This is a genomic window from Mycobacterium sp. IS-836, assembly GCF_001954275.1.
Taxonomy (GTDB): Bacteria; Actinomycetota; Actinomycetes; order Mycobacteriales; family Mycobacteriaceae; genus Mycobacterium.
Map to the genome: position 1 here is coordinate 12,059 of NZ_MBEU01000017.1, position 18,700 is coordinate 30,758.

Annotated in this window: 18 protein-coding genes and 1 pseudogene; 13 read left to right on the plus strand and 6 right to left on the minus strand. The window is 68.8% G+C overall.

Features of this window, described 5'->3' with window-relative positions; translation table 11 throughout:
* Positions 1-74 precede the first annotated feature (74 nt).
* The gene (locus A5747_RS07370) at positions 75-1,043 is read left to right on the plus strand and encodes a DUF1259 domain-containing protein (protein WP_076123000.1); all 969 of its coding nucleotides are present in this window, start codon (positions 75-77) and stop codon (positions 1,041-1,043) included.
* 5 nt (positions 1,044-1,048) lie between these two features.
* Here A5747_RS07370 and A5747_RS07375 read toward each other — a convergent pair whose 3' ends face one another.
* On the minus strand, positions 1,049-1,342 hold the full coding sequence (locus A5747_RS07375) for a PepSY domain-containing protein (RefSeq protein WP_076123001.1): 294 nt from the start codon (positions 1,340-1,342) through the stop codon (positions 1,049-1,051).
* A 122-nt stretch (positions 1,343-1,464) separates the two neighbouring features.
* Here A5747_RS07375 and A5747_RS07380 point away from each other — a divergent pair, with 122 nt between their 5' ends.
* The 3 genes from A5747_RS07380 (at position 1,465) to A5747_RS07390 (ending at position 6,244) form a co-directional block, all read left to right on the plus strand.
* A complete protein-coding gene (locus tag A5747_RS07380) occupies positions 1,465-2,934 on the plus strand; it encodes an HNH endonuclease signature motif containing protein (protein WP_076123002.1) in 1,470 nt (489 codons plus the stop codon).
* Between the two features lie 117 nt (positions 2,935-3,051).
* Positions 3,052-6,015: an acyl-CoA synthetase gene (locus tag A5747_RS07385; protein WP_233147983.1), complete on the plus strand. Its 2,964-nt coding sequence runs from the start codon at positions 3,052-3,054 to the stop codon at positions 6,013-6,015.
* Between the two features lies 1 nt (position 6,016).
* Positions 6,017-6,244: a Trm112 family protein gene (locus tag A5747_RS07390; protein ID WP_076123004.1), complete on the plus strand. Its 228-nt coding sequence runs from the start codon at positions 6,017-6,019 to the stop codon at positions 6,242-6,244.
* Here the strand turns inward: A5747_RS07390 and A5747_RS07395 are convergent.
* The 4 genes from A5747_RS07395 to A5747_RS07410 all read right to left on the minus strand — a co-directional run bounded on the left by A5747_RS07395 (position 6,210) and on the right by A5747_RS07410 (position 9,693).
* Positions 6,210-6,833, minus strand: a complete 624-nt coding sequence (locus A5747_RS07395; protein WP_076123005.1) for a TetR family transcriptional regulator — start codon at positions 6,831-6,833, stop codon at positions 6,210-6,212. The two genes, A5747_RS07390 and A5747_RS07395, sit on opposite strands and share 35 nt — an antisense overlap.
* Before the next feature lies 1 nt (position 6,834).
* Positions 6,835-7,653, minus strand: coding sequence for an ABC transporter permease (locus A5747_RS07400; protein WP_198938146.1), 819 nt, complete (start codon positions 7,651-7,653; stop codon positions 6,835-6,837).
* Positions 7,587-8,351 carry an ABC transporter ATP-binding protein gene (locus tag A5747_RS07405; protein WP_076123007.1) on the minus strand — a complete coding sequence of 255 codons (765 nt, stop codon included), beginning with the start codon at positions 8,349-8,351 and terminating at the stop codon, positions 7,587-7,589. Before A5747_RS07405 ends, A5747_RS07400 begins: the two co-directional genes overlap by 67 nt.
* Before the next feature lie 70 nt (positions 8,352-8,421).
* Positions 8,422-9,693, minus strand: a complete 1,272-nt coding sequence (locus tag A5747_RS07410; RefSeq protein WP_076123008.1) for an ammonium transporter — start codon at positions 9,691-9,693, stop codon at positions 8,422-8,424.
* A gap of 45 nt (positions 9,694-9,738) precedes the next feature.
* Here A5747_RS07410 and A5747_RS07415 point away from each other — a divergent pair, with 45 nt between their 5' ends.
* On the plus strand, positions 9,739-10,362 hold the full coding sequence (locus tag A5747_RS07415; protein ID WP_076123009.1) for a DNA-3-methyladenine glycosylase: 624 nt from the start codon (positions 9,739-9,741) through the stop codon (positions 10,360-10,362).
* Here the strand turns inward: A5747_RS07415 and A5747_RS07420 are convergent.
* Positions 10,359-11,261, minus strand: a pseudogene (locus A5747_RS07420) (bile acid:sodium symporter family protein); the annotation flags it as partial. The gene A5747_RS07415 and the pseudogene A5747_RS07420 overlap by 4 nt on opposite strands.
* Positions 11,262-11,369: 108 nt before the next feature.
* On the opposite strand from A5747_RS07420, the gene tyrS reads away from it, so the two are divergent.
* From tyrS to recN, 8 genes are all read left to right on the plus strand, one after another.
* Positions 11,370-12,635: a tyrosine--tRNA ligase gene (gene tyrS / locus A5747_RS07425; protein WP_076123011.1), complete on the plus strand. Its 1,266-nt coding sequence runs from the start codon at positions 11,370-11,372 to the stop codon at positions 12,633-12,635.
* Between the two features lie 134 nt (positions 12,636-12,769).
* Positions 12,770-13,084 carry a DUF732 domain-containing protein gene (locus A5747_RS07430; protein WP_369805021.1) on the plus strand — a complete coding sequence of 105 codons (315 nt, stop codon included), beginning with the start codon at positions 12,770-12,772 and terminating at the stop codon, positions 13,082-13,084.
* 44 nt (positions 13,085-13,128) lie between these two features.
* Positions 13,129-13,926, plus strand: a complete 798-nt coding sequence (locus A5747_RS07435) for a tetratricopeptide repeat protein (RefSeq protein WP_139333203.1) — start codon at positions 13,129-13,131, stop codon at positions 13,924-13,926.
* A 13-nt stretch (positions 13,927-13,939) separates the two neighbouring features.
* A complete protein-coding gene (locus tag A5747_RS07440) occupies positions 13,940-14,938 on the plus strand; it encodes an HAD-IIA family hydrolase (RefSeq protein WP_076123013.1) in 999 nt (332 codons plus the stop codon).
* Positions 14,939-14,950: 12 nt separating this feature from the next.
* Positions 14,951-15,136 (plus strand): hypothetical protein, encoded by a 186-nt coding sequence (locus tag A5747_RS07445; protein ID WP_076123014.1) that lies wholly within the window; start codon positions 14,951-14,953, stop codon positions 15,134-15,136.
* An 8-nt stretch (positions 15,137-15,144) separates the two neighbouring features.
* Complete coding sequence (locus A5747_RS07450; RefSeq protein WP_076123015.1) at positions 15,145-15,954, plus strand: TlyA family RNA methyltransferase; 810 nt, start codon at positions 15,145-15,147, stop codon at positions 15,952-15,954.
* Positions 15,951-16,874, plus strand: a complete 924-nt coding sequence (locus A5747_RS07455; protein ID WP_076117267.1) for an NAD kinase — start codon at positions 15,951-15,953, stop codon at positions 16,872-16,874. The genes A5747_RS07450 and A5747_RS07455 overlap by 4 nt, the downstream gene beginning before the upstream one ends.
* A gap of 24 nt (positions 16,875-16,898) precedes the next feature.
* Entirely contained in the window at positions 16,899-18,650 is a 1,752-nt protein-coding gene (gene recN / locus A5747_RS07460) for a DNA repair protein RecN (RefSeq protein WP_076123016.1), read from the plus strand.
* The last annotated feature ends 50 nt before the right edge of the window (positions 18,651-18,700 follow it).

Here is an 18,700-nt window from a genome sequence, read left to right on the forward strand (position 1 = left end):
CGTTGATGAAGTCACGATGAGGATGCGTGGGCGACCTTCATCGTGACTTCATGAAGAAGCGATAGACCGTGGGCATGGCGGGCACCAAGCATGCTGCGAGGATCATCGCGAGTGCCGCCGCGGCGGCGGTGGTGCTGGCGGGTTGTTCGGGCTCCAAGGGGGGTGGGGGCGGCGGCAACGGCCAAGCCGGCACTCCCCGTTCGGCGGTGACCACGACCGATGCCGATTGGAAGCCAGTGGCCGATGCGCTGGGACGTAACGGCAAGCTCGGCGACAACAACACTGCGTATCGCATCAACTTGCCGCGCAACGATCTTCACATCACGTCCTACGGCGTGGACATCAAACCGGGCCTATCGTTGGGCGGATACGCGGCATTCGCCCGCTACGACAACAACGAGACGCTGCTGATGGGCGACCTCGTGATCACCGAGGACGAGTTGCCCAAGGTCACCGATGCGTTGCAGGCGCATGGCATCGCCCAGACCGGGCTACACAAGCATCTGCTGCAGCAAAGCCCGCCGGTGTGGTGGACGCACGTCCACGGGATGGGTGATGCCACCCAACTGGCCCAAGGTCTGAAGGCGGCGTTGGACGTCACAGCGATCGGTGCTCCGACCCCGCCGCCGGCACAACAACCCCCGGTCGACATCGACGTCGGCGCGGTGCAACAGGCCTTGGGCCGCAAGGGAACCCAAGATGGCGGGCTGTTGAAGTACAGCATTCCTCGCAAGGACACCATCGTCGAGGACGGGCACGTGCTGCCTCCAGCCTCGCTGAATCTGACGACCGTGATCAATTTTCAGCCCGTCGGCGGCGGGCGCGCAGCGATCAACGGCGACTTCATCCTGATCGCCCCGGAGGTGCAGAAGGTCATCCAGGCATTGCGTGCCGGCAATATCCAGATCGTCGAGTTGCATAACCACGGGCTGACCGAGGAGCCCCGCATGTTCTACATGCACTACTGGGCCGTCGACGACGCAGTCACCCTGGCGCGGGCGTTGCGGCCGGCGCTCGACGCCACCAACTTGCAGTCGCCCTAAGACGGTCAGTCGTTATCGGGCGCCTCGGTGCCCACGAAGTGGAAGCCCTGGTCGAGGTGCACTTCGATCTGTGTGCCGTCGGGTTTCGTGACGAGTACCCCGTAGTAGGCGGCGCCCTCGTTGGTTTCCTTCTCGACCTTGCCGGCTTTGCCCGGCACAGCTTGTAGCGCCGCGGTGCGAGCCTGATCCGCGGCTGGGCCGGTGATCTCCTGGTCGTCTGCGACGGCGATGCCGATGCCGATGCCCGTCAGGACGGCGGCGCCGGCGACACCGATGCCGATTTTCGTTCGGAACCTCATCGATCCACCCCTTCCGGTCGTAGCGAAGGCGACGCTACTGACGACACATGAAGCCAGGATGAAAGCGATCGGCTCGGAGGCATTGGCGAAATTTGTCGGTGGGGCCACCTAGACTCGAACACATGTTCGATACACGGCTCCACGACTACTGGGAGCCTTCCGACACCGGCGAGTCGCGCGCCCTGATAGATCGGATGTGCGCGGCGTGGCGGACCGAGGCGCGGGCGGTTGCCGAGCAGTTGGATGCGATCGGGGAGCTCTTCGAGCTGCGCCGGGCCGAACGCGGCGAACACCAGGACTGGGCCGTGGATACCTGGGCGGCGGTGGGTGCCGAGGTGGCCGCGGCGTTTCGGATCAGCCTGGCCATGGCCGGCAGCTACTTGCGCTACGCGTTGGCGATGCGCGAGCGGCTCCCGCTGGTGGCCGATGTGTTTCGGGCCGGCGACATCGACTATCGCTTGTTCCAGACGATGGTGTACCGGACCGATCTGATCACCGACCCCGACGTGTTGGCGCGCGTAGACGGCGAGCTGGCCGTGCGCGCGCCGCGGTGGCCGTCGATGACGCAGGGCAAGCTCGCCGGGGCGGTCGATCGGGTCGTGGCCGCGGCTGACCGGGATGCGGTGCGCCGCCACCGCGATCGGATGCGGGGTCGCGAGGTGTCGATCTGGGAATCCGAGGGCGGGATGAGCGAATTGCACGGCAGCCTGTTCGCCAGCGACGCCGAAGCGCTGGACAAGCGCCTCGATGCCCTGGCGGCAACGGTATGTGCGGCCGATCCGCGGTCCAAGGATCAGCGGCGGGCCGATGCCCTGGGCGCCCTGGCCGCGGGGCTCGATCGCCTGGGCTGCCAATGCGGCAGCTCCGACTGTGTTGCCGGTGGGCGAGCCGCGGCGGGGCCGGTGGTCATCCATGTGGTGGCCGAGCAGGCGACCGTCGAGGGGCGGGGAACCAACCCCGGATCGCTGTTGGGTGCCGACGGGCTGATCTCCGCCGAGCTGGTGGCCGAGCTGGCCAAGACCGCCCGGCTGCAACCGTTGCTGCCGCCGGGCGGCGCCGAGCCCCACTACACCCCGTCGGCCAGGCTTGCGGCCTATGTGCGGGCGCGGGATCTGACCTGCCGGGCGCCGGGCTGTGATCGCCCGGCCACCGAATGCGACCTGGACCATACGATCCCGTTCGCCGACGGCGGTGCCACGCATGCGTCAAACATCAAGTGCCTGTGCAGGTTTCATCATCTACTGAAAACCTTCTGGGGGTGGCGCGATCAACAGCTGCGCGACGGCACGGTGATCTGGACCATGCCGGACGGGCACACGTACGCCACCACCCCGGGCAGTGCGCTGCTGTTTCCCGCCCTGTGCGCGCCTACCGGGGCGGTCCCCCCACCGGATCGCGCAGACCTGGATCGGCGCGGCGACCGCACGGCGATGATGCCGCTGCGCGCGACGACGCGGGCCCAGAACAGAGCCCATCGCGTCAACGCTGAGCGCGAGCGTAATTATCGAAACCGTCAACCTCGTCGGGCGGTGTCCGTCGGTGCGCAAGAGATCGACTACGTCGCAACCGATCCCGACCCGCCACCTTTCTAACCGCAGTGGCTTCGCGCCCGGGCAAACACCCTGACCAGAACCGCACGTGCTGCTGATGTGCCATGATGGCCACGCTGTCAACAGTTCAGGGAGCGCCGGGTGGATCTCAATTTTTCGATGGTCACACGGCCGGTCGAGCGCCTGGTCGCCACGGCGCAAAACGGTCTGGAAGTACTGCGGCTGGGGGGCCTGGAAACGGGGACTGTCCCGTCGCCGTCCCAGATCGTCGAGAGCGTGCCGATGTACAAGCTTCGGCGTTACTTCCCACCCGACAGCAGGCCTGGGCACGCGCCGGTAGGCCCGCCCGTGCTGATGGTGCATCCGATGATGATGTCGGCCGACATGTGGGACGTCACCCGCGAGGACGGCGCGGTGGGCATTCTGCACGCCGCGGGACTCGATCCCTGGGTCATCGACTTCGGGTCACCCGACAAGGTCGAGGGCGGCATGCGCCGCAACCTGGCCGACCACATCGTCGCGCTCGGCCAGGCCATCGACACCGTTAAGGACGCGACGGGCAGCGACGTCCATCTGGTCGGGTACTCGCAGGGCGGCATGTTCTGCTACCAGGCCGCGGCGTACCGGCGTTCGAAGAACATCGCCAGCATCGTGGCATTCGGATCCCCGGTGGACACCCTGGCCGCCCTGCCCATGGGCATCCCGGCGAACTTCGCCGCACCCGCCGCCAACTTCATGGCGGATCACGTCTTCAGCAGGCTGGACATCCCAAGTTGGATGGCGCGCACCGGTTTTCAGATGATGGACCCGCTCAAGACGGCGAAGGCCCGGGTCGACTTCGTGCGTCAGCTGCACGACCGGGAGGCCCTGCTGCCACGCGAGCAACAGCGCAGGTTCCTGGAACGCGAGGGCTGGATCGCGTGGTCGGGCCCGGCGATCTCGGAGCTGCTGAAGCAGTTCATCGCCCACAACCGCATGATGACGGGCGGTTTCGCGATCAACGGGCAGATGGTCACGCTCACCGACATCACCTGCCCGGTGCTGGCCTTCGTCGGGGAGGTCGACGACATCGGACAGCCGGCGTCGGTGCGCGGGATCCGGCGCGCGGCGCCCAACGCCGAGGTCTACGAATGCACCATCCGGACAGGGCATTTCGGCCTCGTCGTCGGATCCAAGGCGGCGAGGGAGAGCTGGCCGACGGTGGCCGAATGGGTGCAGTGGCTGTCCACCGGTGGCGACAAGCCCGCCGGCATCGATCTGATGGCCGATCAGCCGACCGAATCCACCGACAGCGGTGTGGCGTTCAGCTCGCGGCTCGCGCACGGCATCGGCGAAGTCTCCGAGGCGGCGCTGGGATTGGTGCGCGGCGCGGCCGGCGCGGTGATCGCGGCCAACAAATCGATGCGCACCCTGGCCGTGGAGACCGCGCGCACCCTGCCCCGGTTGGCCCGGCTGGGACAGATCAACGATCACACCCGAATCTCGTTGGGCCGCATCATCGACGAGCAGGCGCACGACGCCCCGCGGGGGGAATTCCTGTTGTTCGACGGGCGTGTGCACACCTACGAGGCCGTCAACCGGCGCATCAACAACGTCGTTCGCGGCCTGATCGAAGTCGGCGTTCGGCAGGGCGACCGTGTCGGCGTGCTGATGGAGACCCGGCCCAGCGCGCTGGTGGCGATCGCCGCGCTGTCCCGGCTGGGGGCGGTCGCTGTGGTGATGCGGCCCGATGCCGACCTGGCCGCGTCGGTGCGGCTCGGGGGAGTGAGCGAGATCCTGACCGACCCCACCAACCTGGAAGCCGCCCGCGAGATGCCGGGCCAGGTGCTGGTGCTGGGCGGCGGCGAGACGCGCGACCTGCACCTGCCGGAGGACGCCTTGGAGCAAGGCCAAGTCATCGACATGGAGCAGATCGACCCGGACGCGGTCGAGCTGCCGGCGTGGTATCGACCGAACCCGGGATTGGCCCGCGATCTGGCGTTCATCGCGTTCAGCGCCGCGGGTGGCGAGCTGGTGGCCAAGCAGATCACCAACTACCGGTGGGCGGTGTCGGCCTTCGGAACGGCGTCGGCCGCCAACCTGGACCGCCGAGACACCGTGTATTGCCTGACGCCGCTGCACCACGAGTCGGCTTTGCTGGTCAGCCTGGGCGGCGCGGTCGTGGGCGGTACCCGCATCGCTCTGTCGCGTGGGCTGCGGCCGGACCGGTTCGTCAAGGAGGTACGGCAGTACGGGGTCACGGTGGTGGCCTACACCTGGGCCATGCTGCGCGAGGTCGTCGACGATCCCGCGTTCGTGCTGCACGGGAACCATCCGGTGCGGCTGTTCATTGGATCGGGCATGCCGACCGGGTTGTGGGACCGGGTCGTCGAGGCGTTCGCGCCCGCCCACGTCGTCGAATTCTTCGCCACCACCGATGGGCAGGCGGTGCTGGCCAACGTGTCCGGCATCAAGGTCGGCAGCGAGGGCCGCCCGCTGCCCGGCGCCGGACGCGTCGAGCTCGGCGCCTACGACGCCGAACACGACCTGATCCTGGAGAACGAGCGCGGCTTCGTCCAGGTCGCCGACACCAACGAGGTCGGCGTGCTGCTCGCCCAGTCCAACGGCCCGATCGACCCGACCGCGTCGGTCAAACGCGGTGTGTTCGCTCCCGCCGACACCTGGATATCGACCGAGTACCTGTTCCGCCGCGACGAGGACGGTGACTACTGGCTGATGGGCAGGCGCGGCGCGGTGATCCGCACCGCGCGCGGGTTGGTCTACGGCGAGCCGGTCACCGACGCGCTGGGCTGCATCAACGGCGTCGACCTCGCGGTCACCTACAACGTGCCGGTCGGTGATCACGAGGCGGCGGTCTCGGCGGTGACGTTGTTGCCGGGGGCCACCATCACCGCGGCGGACCTCACCGAGGCGGTCGCCAACATGCCGATCGGGCTGGGACCCGACTTCGTGTGCGTGGTGCCGGAGATGACGTTGAGCGCGACCTACCGCCCCACCGTCAGCGCCCTGCGGGCCGCCGGAATCCCCAAGGCGGGCCGTCACGTCTGGTATTTCGACGTGGGCAGCAACGAGTTTCGCCGGCTGACCCCAGGTGTGCGGTTGGAACTGGGCGGCGAGCACTGACGTGGTCGACGATTCGCTGCTCAACATTCTGGTGTGCCCCGCCGACCGCGGCCCGCTGCTGCTGGTCTCGGCGGACGACGGGGCCGAGTTGCTCTACAACCCGCGGCTGCGGCGCGCCTACCGCATCGAGGACGGCATTCCGGTGCTGCTGGTCGACGAGGCCCGTGACGTCGACGACGACGAGCACGCACGGTTCACGGCGCAAGCGGGTCCGGCAGATCCCCGGTGAGGTAACGCTGCAGGTTCGGCGCGATGATGTGCGCGATCTGTTCGGCCGGTAGCGACGCGAACGGTTCGATCCGCACGATGTAGCGCGCCATGACCACGCCCATCAACTGCGAGGCGACGAACTGGGCGCGGATCTTGCCCGTCCCGGGTGGAGTGTCGACGCGCGAACCCACCTCCCTGACGACCACCTCTTGCAGGAATGAGCGCGCCAGACTCACGTCGGCGCCGGCAAGCAACGATCGCACCGTCGCGATCAACCCCGCGCCCATTTCCGAATCCCAAATCGGTAAGAGGATCGACGGCAGCCGTAGCCCGAGTTCCTCCACCGGCGTTTCCCGCATCGGCACCAGCACCGTCATGGGATCGACCGGAAGTTTGATCGCGGCGGCAAACAGCTGCTCTTTGGTGCCGAAGTAGTGATGCACCAGGGCGGAGTCGACGCCAGCCCCCGCGGCCACGGCCCGAATCGACGTCCGGTCAATGCCATTGCGAGCGAACAACTCTCGGGCGCTGGATAGGATCCGCTCCCGCGTGTCGGTAACCCCGGCGGGTCGGCCGGGCCGTCGGCGTCCGGTTTGGGCGGTCGCCACGCTAGGGCGTCCGCCGTCGTAGGGTGGCCGCGGCCAGGCACAGCGCGGCGAGCGCGAAACACATGACGACGACGATGTCGCGTACCGCGATGTACGTCAAATCCGAATGGGCGCCCACCTGCTGCAGCGCCTCCAGCGCGTAGCTGGCCGGCAGCACGTTGCTGATCCACTGCAACCAGTGAGCCATCAACGCCCGCGGGACGATGATGCCGGCCAGCAGCAGCTGCGGCACCATCACCAGCGGTATGAACTGCACCGCCTGAAACTCGGTGCGGGCGAACGCGCTACACAGCAGACCGAGGCCGACACCCAGCACCGCGTTGACGATCGCGATCACGAACACCCACAGCGGGCTGCCCGCGGTGTCGAAGCCGAGGAACCAAAACGACACGCCGCACGCCAGAATCGCTTGCGCCGCAGCGGCTATCGAGAACGCGGTGCCGTAGGCGATCAGCAGGTCCAGCCGGCGCAGGGGAGTGGTCAGGATGCGCTCCAGCGTCCCCGAGGCCCGCTCGCGCTGCATCGTGATCGACGTGATGATGAACATCACGAAAAGCGGGAAAAGGCCGAGCAGGATCAGGCATGCGTTGTTGAACGGTGTCGGCGTGCCCGGGCGGTGCGGTGCGTTTTCGAACATGAAGTACATCAGCGTGATGACCAGGACCGGAACCAGCAGGATCAACGCGACGCTGCGACGATCGGCGACCAGTTGGCGCAAGATCCGCGTCGTCGTCGCCGTGTAGCCCTTGAGTCCTAGCCGGCTTGGCGTGTGGTGCTGTGCCTGATGATGGACAGAAACCCGTCCTCCAGTGACGTGCATCCGGTGTCCTCTCGTAGTTGGGTCGGGGTGGTGTGCGCGACCAGATACCCCTCGCGCATCAGCAACAGATCGCCGCAGTGGTCGGCCTCGTCCATCACGTGACTGGAAACCAGCAGCGTGGTGCCGCCGCGGGCCAGGTCGGTGAACTGTTCCCAAAGATCCACTCGCAGCACGGGGTCCAGGCCCACGGTGGGCTCGTCGAGCACGAGCAGATCGGGCTGGCAGACCAGCGCGCACGCCAGCGATGCCCTGGTGCGCTGGCCGCCGGAGAGGTTGCCGCAGAAGGCGGTTCGGTGATCGGTCAGTCCGACGCGGTCGATTGCGGTATCGGCGGCGCTGCTGTCGAAGCCATACAGCGATGCCAGGTAGCGGACGTTGTCGACGATCCGCAGGTCGTTGTAGAGGGTCGCGTCCTGCGGCATGTACCCGACTCGACGGCGCAGCGGCGCGGATCCGGCGGGGTGGCCCAGCACCGTCACCGTCCCCGACGTCACGATCTGTGTGCCGACGATGCAGCGCATCAGCGTCGTCTTGCCGCAGCCGGAGGGGCCGAGCAAGCCGGTGATGCTGCCGCGGGCAATTCGCACCGAGAAATCGTGCAGAGCTGGGCGTTTCCCGCGAATCACCCGCAGGTGGTTGATGTCGACGGCCGGTTCCGCACCGCCCTGCCTCAATTCATCATGCGATGAAATCATCATGTGATGAATATCCGCCGGTGCGACGGGATTGTCAAGGGGTGGCGGACGCCGGGCGTGGCCGGCGGGGGATTTATCGCTCGCCGGCGGCCGGGCGGCGCTGCGGCAGATGTCCGTGCACGCCTTCGGCGTATGCGGTTTCGGCGTGCTGAGTGACGTCGACTCCGGCGGTCTCCTCTTCGGCGCTGACCCGGAAACCCATCACCCGATCGATCAACTTCGCCAGGACGAACGTCACGATGAACGCATAGAGGGCCACCACGACGATCGCCAGCGTCTGCTTGCCGAGCTGGGCGAAGCCGCCGCCGTAGAACAGCCCCTGCGGGCCCGACGTCATGACCGCGGTGGCAAGCAGCCCCATCAACGACACACCGACGACGCCGCCGACGAAGTGCACACCCACCACGTCGAGCGAATCGTCGTAGTTGAAACGGAATTTCGCGCCGACGGCGAACGAGCACACGATGCCCGCGGCGACGCCGACGACCGCGGCGCCGAGCGTGTTGACGGTTCCGCACGACGGGGTGATGGCGACCAGGCCGGCGACCACACCGGACGCCGCGCCGAAGGTCGTCGGCCTGCCGTCACGGAGTTGTTCGACCGATAGCCAGCCAAGCATGCCCAGGCAGCCGGCGACGAGGGTGTTGAGGAAGATGGCCGCGGCAGTTCCGTTGGCGGCCATGGCCGAACCGGCGTTGAACCCGAACCAGCCGAACCACAGCAGCCCCACACCGACGAAGAGCAGCGGCAGATTGTGCGGCCGCATGGCCTCCTTCTTGAAGCCGATGCGGGGTCCGAGCACCAGCGCCAGGGCCAGGGCGGAGCAGCCGGAGACGATCTCGACGACGAGCCCGCCCGCGTAGTCGAGCACGCCCAGCTTGGCCAGCCAGCCGCCGGGGCCCCATACCCAGTGTGCGACAACCGAATACACGACGATCGCCCATGTCGGGACGAACACCACCCAGGCCGCGAACTTCGCGCGATCGGCGATCGCGCCGCTCACCAGGGCGGCGGTGATGATCGCAAACGTCAATTGGAATGTCGCATAGAGCAGTTCGGGCACCGTGCCATGGAGGCTGTCGGGGGTGATGCCGAGCATCCCGATGTGCCTGAGGTTGCCGACGAATCCGCCGGCGCCGTCCTGGGAGAACGCGATGGTGTAGCCGACCAGCAGCCACGCCACCGTGACCAGCGGGATGGAGATGAAGCTCATCATCATCATGTTGAGCACCCCGGTGGTGCGGACCATGCCGCCGTAGAAAATGGCAAGGCCGGGGGTCATGAGCAGGACGAGTGCGGTGCTGGCCAGTAGCCACGCGGTGGCGGCGGGGTCGATCGCATGCATGATGACCGGATACTGCCATGTTCGGGGTGCCGGTAGGTTCGGTGGGTGCGATCCGGTCGCGGCGCGGGCCAGCTCTCAGTCGACCCCGTCGAGGCCGCGCATCGGTTGCTCGGTGCGACCATCACCTGCCGCGGAGTGCGGGCCGTCGTCGTCGAGGTGGAGGCCTACGGCGGGGTTCCCGACGGTCCGTGGCCGGACGCCGCGGCCCACTCGTATCGGGGCCGCAATGGCCGCAACGCGGTGATGTTCGGGCCCCCGGGGCGGCTGTACACCTACCGCAGCCACGGGATCCACGTCTGCGCCAACGTCTCGTGCGGCCCCGACGGCGTGGCCGCCGCCGTGTTGCTCCGCGCCGCCGCCATCGAGGACGGGCTCGACGCGGCCCGGGCCCGGCGCGGCGAGGCGGTTCGCCACATCGCGCTGGCGCGCGGTCCGGGGAATCTGTGCTCAGCTCTGGGAATCACCATGGCCGACAACGGGGTCGACGTCTTCGACCCGAAGAGCCCGGTGCGGCTGGCGCTCAGCGAGGCGCACGGCGCGGTATCGGGCCCGCGCGTGGGGATCAGCCAGGCCGCCGACCGGCCGTGGCGACTGTGGCTGGCGGGCCGGCCGGAAGTCTCCGCCTACCGCCGCAGCCCCCGCGCGCCGGCTCCGGGCGCCAGTGATTAGGCGGGGGCGGGTGCCGGTGAAACGGCGCGGAACGCGGGGTCCACGCGGCGCGCGAGGAAAATGAACGTCACGGCCAAGAGCGGCGCGACGGCACTGTATATCGCGGCCGGCGTTGCCATTTCGGCGCTGTTCAGCAACTGCGGACTCAACGCAATGCCCATCGCCACCACGGCATTGTGCATTCCGACCTCCAGGCTGACAGCGACGGCCTGCCGCGGGGCCAGCCGCATCAGGCGCGGCGCCAGATAGCCGATCGAGAGGCTCACGGTGCAGAACGCGACGACGGCTCCGATCAGCACGCCGAAGTTGTGCCATAGCGTCGTTCGGCCCCCTGCGAAGGCCGCGAGCACGGCGAGCACCAGGAGCGCAATGGCGGCTATGCGGACCGGTTTCTGCAGCCGGCGGGCCAGCTCGGGGAAGTGGTGGCGGGTTGCCACCCCGATCGCGATGGGAACGAGCACGAGGCCGATCACCGAAAGGAGCTTGTCCAGCTGCAGGGGGAGAAACCGCCCTTCGCCGAGGAACCAGGACATCGACACCGCCAGAATCGCGGGCAGGGCAACGACCGACAGCGCGGCGTTGATTGCGGTCAGCGTGAGGTTAAGCGCCAGGTCACCGTTGAAAAGATGGCTGAGCAGGTTCGCCATCGTCCCGCCGGGTGTGGCCGCCATCAGCATGAGCCCGACCGCGAGATGGGGCTCGAGGTGAAAGACCTCGGCGATGACCAGGCACACGGTCGGCAGCAGCAGCGCTTGGCAGGCGAGCGCCACGACGAGTGGTTTGCGCAGCGTTGCGGCCCGCTTGAAGTCGTCGACCGTGAGTGTCAGCCCGAGCGCGAGCATGATGATCGCGACGACCAACGGCCAGTACTGGTTGTTCATCACGCTCCGGGTTGTCGTGCGCTGACGGGGAAAGCCATAGCGCGACGATGCGCCACCTAGTTAGCTTGCCTTAGATAGCCGCGCGGTAGCGAATCGTGGCCGTGCGAGCGACTAAAGTCGTGCGCGATGTCTTCCGGAATCCTCGACGAGCTGGGCTGGCGCGGGCTGATCGCGCAGTCCACCGATCTCGACGCGCTGGCGGCCGAGGACCCGCCGCTGACGGTGTACGCCGGCTTCGATCCGACCGCGCCGAGCCTGCATGCCGGACACCTGGTGCCGTTGCTGGCGTTGCGGCGCTTCCAGCGCGCCGGCCACCGGCCCATCGTGCTCGCGGGCGGCGCCACCGGCATGATCGGCGATCCGCGGGACGTCGGCGAGCGCACCCTGAACGAAACGGGCACCGTCGCGGATTGGACCGAGAAGATCCGCGGACAGCTGGAACGATTCGTCGACTTCGACAGCTCACCCACCGGCGCGATCGTCGAGAACAATCTCGAGTGGACGCGCGAGATGTCGGTGACGGAGTTCCTGCGCGACGTCGGCAAGCATTTTTCGGTGAACGTGATGCTGGACCGCGACACCATCCGGCGGCGCCTGGAGGGCGACGGAATCTCCTACACGGAGTTCAGCTACATGCTGCTGCAGGCCAACGACTACGTCGAACTGCACCGGCGGCATGGCTGCACACTGCAGATCGGTGGCTCGGACCAGTGGGGCAACATCATCGCCGGGGTTCGCTTGGTCCGCCAAAAGCTCGGCGCCACAGTGCATGCGCTCACGGTTCCGCTGGTGACCGCCGCCGACGGCACCAAGTTCGGCAAATCCACGGGCGGCGGCAGCCTCTGGCTCGACCCGCAGATGACCAGTCCCTACGCCTGGTACCAGTACTTCATCAACACCGCCGACGCCGACGTGATCCGCTACCTGCGCTGGTTCACCTTTCTGTCGGCCGACGAGCTGGCCGAGCTCGAACGCGCCACGGCCGAACGCCCGCAACAACGCGCCGCGCAGCGTCGGCTCGCGACCGAACTCACCGTTCTGGTGCACGGCGAGGCCGCTACCGCGGCCGTCGAACACGCCAGCCGGGCGCTGTTCGGCCAGGGCGAACTGGACCGGCTCGACGAGGCGACGCTGGCCTCGGCGTTGCGCGAGACCTCGGTCGCGGAGCTCAAGCCGGGCGGCCCGGACGGGATCGTCGATCTGCTGGTGGCCAGCGGGCTGTCGGCCAGCAAGGGTGCGGCCCGGCGCACGATCAGCGAGGGTGGCGTGTCGGTCAACAACATTCGCATCGACAGCGACGAATGGGTGCCGCAGAACTCGGACTTCCTGCACGGCCGTTGGCTGGTGCTGCGCCGCGGCAAGCGCAATGTCGCCGGCATAGAAAAGGTCTAGAACCGCGTCGCGAAACGCGTTAGTGCGCAAAGCTTTATCGCGCCGTGTTTTAAACGTGACTTCCGCTGGCCACTGTTGTCACAGTGATTTGCGCGCGGGGGACTCGGCAGGCGGCGGCTCTTCGGTTTATCGCATTGGCGGCGGGTCTGCTCGCCACGACGACCGTGTCGGCGGCGCCGATCCGGGCCGACATGCTCGGCAACGCGTTTCTCTCCGCGCTGAACAATGCCGGCGTCACCTACAGCCAGCCGATCAGCACGACGGCGGCGGGCCAGGCGGTCTGTCCGATGCTGTTCCAGCCGGGTGAGTCTTTCGACGCGGTCGTCCGCGAAATGGCCGTCAGGAGAGGGATGTCCGAGAAGTCGGCCGGCGTATTCACGATCGTCGCCATCGCGACGTACTGTCCGGCGGTCTTGGCGCCGCTGCTGAACGGGCGGCTGCAGGCCTAGTTCGCCCGGCCGACGGCATTCGGCGTGCCCGTATCCTTTGCAGCGTGGTCGACGACAGGCATGGCCGAGACGGGCAGCGACGGCCGCGCTCGGCGTCGCGGTGGTCAGGACCGGGGCGCGCGCGCCCGGCCCAACCGCAGAGCGCTGCGGCGGAGCGGCCGTCGCAGGATGGCGCGGCTCAAGACGGGCCCCCGATACCGCCCGGCGTGGACGCCAGGCAACTCGCACCCGAAATCCGCCGCGAACTGAGCACCTTGGACCGTGCCACCGCCGACGCCGTGGCACGCCATCTGGTCGCCGCCGGCGAACTGCTCGACGAAGACCCGGAAGCCGCCCTCCGTCACGCGCGTGCGGCGCGGTCGCGGTCCAGCCGGATCGCGGCGATCCGCGAAGCGGTCGGGATCGCCGCCTACCACTGCGGCGATTGGGGCCAGGCGCTCGCCGAATTGCGCGCCGCCCGCAGGATGGGCAGCAAGTCCTCGCTGCTCGCGCTTATCGCCGATTGCGAACGCGGCCTCGGCCGCCCGGAGCGGGCGCTCGAACTGGCCCGCGGGCCGGAGGCGGCCGAGCTCAGCGGCGACGACGCCGACGAGCTGCGCATCGTCGCGGCCGGCGCCCGCTCGGATCTCGGGCAGCTGGAGCAGGCCCTGACCGTCTTGTCCACGCCGCAGCTGGACCCGACCCGCACCGGTTCGACGGCTGCGCGGTTGTTCTACGCGTACGCCGACACGCTGCTGGCGCTGGGCCGTGACGACGAGGCGCTCCGGTGGTTCTTGCGCTCCGCGGCCGCCGACATCGACGGCGTCACCGACGCCGAAGACCGGGTCAGCGAGCTCGGCTGAGAGTTTGGTTGACGTGAAAACCCTTGCGCAGGAATATGATTGCCTGCTCATAGACCTGGACGGGACGGTGTTCCGCGGCGCCCAACCCACCGATGGCGCGGTGCAGTCGCTCGACGAAGTGCGCAGCCGCAAGCTGTATGTCACCAACAACGCCTCGCGCAGCCCCGACGAGGTCGCGGCGCACCTGCGCGAGCTCGGCTTCGACGTCACCGGCGAGGACATCGTCACCAGCGCCCAAAGCGCCGCCCACCTGCTCGCAGGTGAGCTACCCCCGGAATCGCCGGTGCTGATCGTCGGCACCGACGCCCTGGCCGACGAGGTCGCCGCGGCGGGCTTGCGGCCCGTTCGCAAGTACGACGACCATCCCGTCGCCGTTGTGCAGGGCCTTTCGAAGACCATCGCCTGGCCGGATCTCGCCGAGGCGGCGCTGGCCATCCGGGCCGGCGCGCTGTGGGTGGCGGCCAACGTCGACCCCACGCTGCCCACCGAGCGGGGCCTGCTGCCCGGGAACGGGTCGTTCGTGGCCGCGCTGCGGACGGCCACCGGCGCCGAACCCCGCGTGGCGGGGAAGCCCGCGCCGACGCTGATGACGGATGCGGTGGCGCGCGGCGATTTCCGGGCCGCGCTGGTGATCGGCGACCGGTTGGACACCGACATCGAGGGCGCCAACGCCGCCAAGCTGCCCAGCCTGATGGTGCTCACCGGCGTCAATACCGCGCGCGACGCCGTCCGCGCCGAACCCGCGAGGCGCCCCACCTACATCGGCCACGACCTGCGCGCATTGCACGACGAAGCGAGCCGGCTCGCGGTCGCGCCGCAAGCCGGCTGGCGCGTCGACGTCGGCGAGCAGGCGGTGACGGTCGGAGCCAACGGGGACGACGACGGGGACGGGCTGTCGGTCGTGCGCGCCGTCGCCAGCGCGGTGTGGAGTGCACCGCAGTCCGATGCCCTGCGCATCGAGGCCGCCGACGACCGGGCGCGCGACGCGCTGCGGCGCTGGTCTCTGGTCTAGCGTAGGTACGCGATGACTATCGATCCTGAACAGATTCGCGCGGAAATCGACACCCTGCTGGCCCAACTCCCCGATCCGAAAGACCAACAGGCCATGCAAAACGGGCCGTCGCTGGCCGAGCTCGAAGAGATTGCCCGCCGTCTTTCCGAGGCGCACGACGTGCTGCTGCAGGCGCTGGAGTCCGCGGAGAAGGGCTGACGTGCCCCATGCCTCGACGCGCCCGCGTTGACGCCGAGCTGGTACGGCGCGGCCTGGCCCGGTCTCGTCAGCAGGCCGCGGAGCTGATCGGCGCCGGCAAGGTCAGCATCGACGGCCTGCCGGCGGTCAAGCCCGGCACCGCCGTCGCGATCACCGCGGCGCTGACCGTCGCCGACGAGGGCGAGCGCAGCTGGGTGTCGCGAGGCGCGCATAAGCTCATCGGCGCGCTGGACGCCTTCGACATTCCCGTCGCGGGCCGCCGCTGCCTGGACGCCGGCGCATCGACGGGCGGGTTCACCGAAGTCCTGCTGGACCGCGGGGCCACCCAGGTGGTGGCCGCGGACGTCGGCTACGGCCAGCTGGCCTGGTCGCTGCGCTCCGATCCGCGGGTGGTCGTCGTCGAGCGGACCAACGCCCGCGAGCTATCCCCGGAGGCGATCGGGGGCCAGGTCGACCTGGTAGTGGCTGACCTGTCGTTTATCTCGTTGGCCACCGTGTTGCCCGCGCTGGCTGGATGCGCTTGCCCCAGCGCGGATATCGTTCCCATGGTGAAGCCACAGTTTGAAGTGGGGAAGGGTCAGGTGGGCCCCGGCGGGGTGGTCCGCGATCCCGGGCTGCGCGCCGACTCGGTGCTCGGCGTCGCGAGGCGCGCCGGGGAACTGGGCTGGCATACCGTCGACGTCATGGCCAGTCCGCTACCGGGACCGGCGGGCAATGTCGAATACTTCTTGTGGTTGCGCGCCGAGACCGATCGGGGGCTGTCTGCTGATGAGTTGGTGGACGCGGTGCGGCGCGCCGTGGCGGAGGGCCCGCAATGACGACTGAACGTACCGTCCTGCTGATCGTCCACACCGGGCGTGACGAAGCGACCGAGACCGCGCGGCGCGTGCAGAAAGTGCTGGGCGACAACGGCATTGCGCTTCGCGTCCTGTCCGCCGAGGCCGTCGACCGGGGATCGTTGCACCTGGCGCCCGACGATATGCGGGCCATGGGTGTCGAAATCGAAGTGGTCGACGCCGACCCGCACGCCGCCGAGGGCTGCGAACTGGTGCTGGTGCTCGGCGGCGACGGCACCTTCCTCCGTGCGGCCGAATTGGCCCGCAACGTCGGAATTCCGGTGCTGGGCGTCAACTTGGGCCGCATCGGATTCCTGGCCGAGGCGGAGGCCGAGGCCATCGACACGGTGCTCGACCACGTCATCGCGCGGACCTACCGGGTGGAGGAGCGCCTGACGCTCGACATCGTCGTGCGCCAGGGTGGCCGCATCATTGACCAGGGCTGGGCGCTCAACGAGGCCAGCCTCGAAAAGGGCCCGCGGCTGGGCGTGTTGGGCGTCGTCGTCGAAATCGAGGGACGGCCCGTGTCGACGTTCGGCTGCGACGGGGTGTTGATCTCGACGCCGACCGGATCCACCGCCTACGCGTTCTCCGCCGGCGGTCCCGTGCTGTGGCCCGACCTCGAGGCGATCCTGGTGGTGCCCAACAACGCTCACGCACTGTTCGGCCGGCCGATGGTCACCAGCCCGGACGCCACCGTCGCGATCGAGATCGAGGCAAGCGGCAACGACGCCCTCGTGTTCTGCGACGGACGGCGCGAAATGCTGATACCGGCCGGCGGGCGGCTCGAGGTAACCCGTTGCGCCACACCGGTGAAATGGGCACGCCTGGACAGCGCGCCGTTTACGGACCGCCTGGTGCGCAAGTTCCGGTTGCCGGTGACCGGCTGGCGCGGGAAGTAACGGCGCTGCAACGGTGCTGATCGAATGCTGACCGAAATCCGCATCGAGTCGCTGGGTGCCATCAGCGTCGCGGTCGGGGAGTTCGGCCGCGGTCTGACCGTGTTGACCGGCGAGACGGGTACCGGCAAGACGATGGTGGTGACCGGGCTGCACCTGCTCGGCGGAGCCCGCGCCGACGCCACCCGGGTGCGATCCGGGGCGGACCGCGCTGTTGTCGAAGGCCGTTTCACGACAACCGATTTCGACGACGAGACGGCCGCGCAGCTGGACGGCGTGCTGGAATCCTTGGGCGCCGAGCGCGACGAGGATGGCAGCGTGATCGCGCTGCGCTCGGTCAGCCGCGACGGACCGTCGCGGGCGTATCTCGGCGGTCGCAGCGTGCCCGCGAAGTCGCTTGGCGACTTCACCGCCGAGTTGCTCACCCTGCATGGGCAGAACGACCAGCTGCGCCTGATGCGGCCCGACGAGCAGCGCGGCGCGCTGGATCGCTTCGCGGCCGCGGGCCCCGCGCTGGAGCGCTATCGCAAGCTGCGCGAGGCGTGGCTGTCGGCGCGACGCGACCTGATCGAACGCCGCGACCATGCCCGCGAACTCGCGCAAGAGGCCGACCGGCTGAAATTCGCGCTCAACGAGATCGACAGCGTCGACCCGCAACCCGCCGAGGACGAGGAACTGGTCGCCGACATCCGGCGGCTATCCGAGCTGGACACCCTGCGGGAGGCCGCTGCCGCGGCCCGCGCGGCGTTGTCCGCGGACGACGCGGATGCGTTCGGCTCTAGCGCCGTCGACAACCTCGGGCGCGCGCGAACCGCGCTCGAATCCGCCGACGATGCCACGCTGCGGGCGCTGGCCGAGCAGATCGGTCAAGCGCTCACCGTCGTCACGGACGCGGGGCAGGAACTGGGCGACTATCTGGAGCAGCTGCCGGTGGACGCCAGCGCCCTGGAGTCCAAGCTGGCCCGTCAGGCCCAGCTGCGCACCCTGACCCGCAAGTACGCGGCCGACATCGACGGGGTGCTGCGATGGGCACAGGAATCCCGGGAGCGCTTGGCGCAAATCGACGTCTCCGAGGAGGGCATCGCCGCGCTGGAACGCCGCGTTGATGAGCTGGCGCGCGAACTATGCGACGCCGCAGTCGATCTCAGCAATCTTCGCCGCAAGGCCGCTAAGCGGCTGGCCAAAGCGGTGACGGCCGAACTGGCCGGGCTGGCGATGGGCGACGCCGAATTCACCATCGGCGTGACCACCGATGTCGCGTCCGGCGCTGACGATCCCGCCACCCTGGCGCTGCCTTCCGGCGAGCTGGCCCGCGCCGGCGGCGATGGGGTCGATGAGGTCGAATTCGGGTTCGCGGCGCACCGCGGCATGACCGTGCTGCCGTTGGCGAAGAGCGCGTCCGGCGGCGAGCTGTCCCGGGTGATGCTGGCGCTTGAGGCCGTGCTGGCAGCGTCGGCGGCGGGGACAACCATGGTCTTCGACGAGGTCGACGCCGGCGTCGGGGGCCGCGCGGCGGTTCAGATCGGACGACGGCTCGCGCGGCTGGCGCGCACCCATCAGGTCATCGTGGTGACGCACCTGCCGCAGGTCGCGGCCTACGGCGATGTGCACCTGGTGGTGCATGCCGCCGGGCCGCGGGGGACGAGTGTGGTGCAACGCGTGACCGGCGACGATCGGGTGGCCGAGCTGGCGCGGATGCTGGCCGGGCTAGGCGAATCCGACAGCGGCCGCGCCCACGCCCGCGAACTACTGGACGCCGCCCAGAACGACGAGATCTGATTGACCCCCACCGCGAGACCGGATCGGGATCGACCTGTTACAGATGTGAC

Bases quoted from the DNA above. Each gene is read 5' to 3' on its own strand.
- A5747_RS07370 (WP_076123000.1), top strand. From the start codon at position 75: ATGGCGGGCACCAAGCATGCTGCGAGGATCATCGCGAGTGCCGCCGCG.
- A5747_RS07375 (WP_076123001.1), bottom strand. From the start codon at position 1,342: ATGAGGTTCCGAACGAAAATCGGCATCGGTGTCGCCGGCGCCGCCGTC.
- A5747_RS07380 (WP_076123002.1), top strand. From the start codon at position 1,465: ATGTTCGATACACGGCTCCACGACTACTGGGAGCCTTCCGACACCGGC.
- A5747_RS07385 (WP_233147983.1), top strand. From the start codon at position 3,052: ATGGTCACACGGCCGGTCGAGCGCCTGGTCGCCACGGCGCAAAACGGT.
- A5747_RS07400 (WP_198938146.1), bottom strand. From the start codon at position 7,653: ATGCACGTCACTGGAGGACGGGTTTCTGTCCATCATCAGGCACAGCAC.
- A5747_RS07405 (WP_076123007.1), bottom strand. From the start codon at position 8,351: ATGATGATTTCATCGCATGATGAATTGAGGCAGGGCGGTGCGGAACCG.
- A5747_RS07410 (WP_076123008.1), bottom strand. From the start codon at position 9,693: ATGCATGCGATCGACCCCGCCGCCACCGCGTGGCTACTGGCCAGCACC.
- tyrS (WP_076123011.1), top strand. From the start codon at position 11,370: ATGTCTTCCGGAATCCTCGACGAGCTGGGCTGGCGCGGGCTGATCGCG.
- A5747_RS07445 (WP_076123014.1), top strand. From the start codon at position 14,951: ATGACTATCGATCCTGAACAGATTCGCGCGGAAATCGACACCCTGCTG.
- A5747_RS07450 (WP_076123015.1), top strand. From the start codon at position 15,145: ATGCCTCGACGCGCCCGCGTTGACGCCGAGCTGGTACGGCGCGGCCTG.
- A5747_RS07455 (WP_076117267.1), top strand. From the start codon at position 15,951: ATGACGACTGAACGTACCGTCCTGCTGATCGTCCACACCGGGCGTGAC.
- recN (WP_076123016.1), top strand. From the start codon at position 16,899: ATGCTGACCGAAATCCGCATCGAGTCGCTGGGTGCCATCAGCGTCGCG.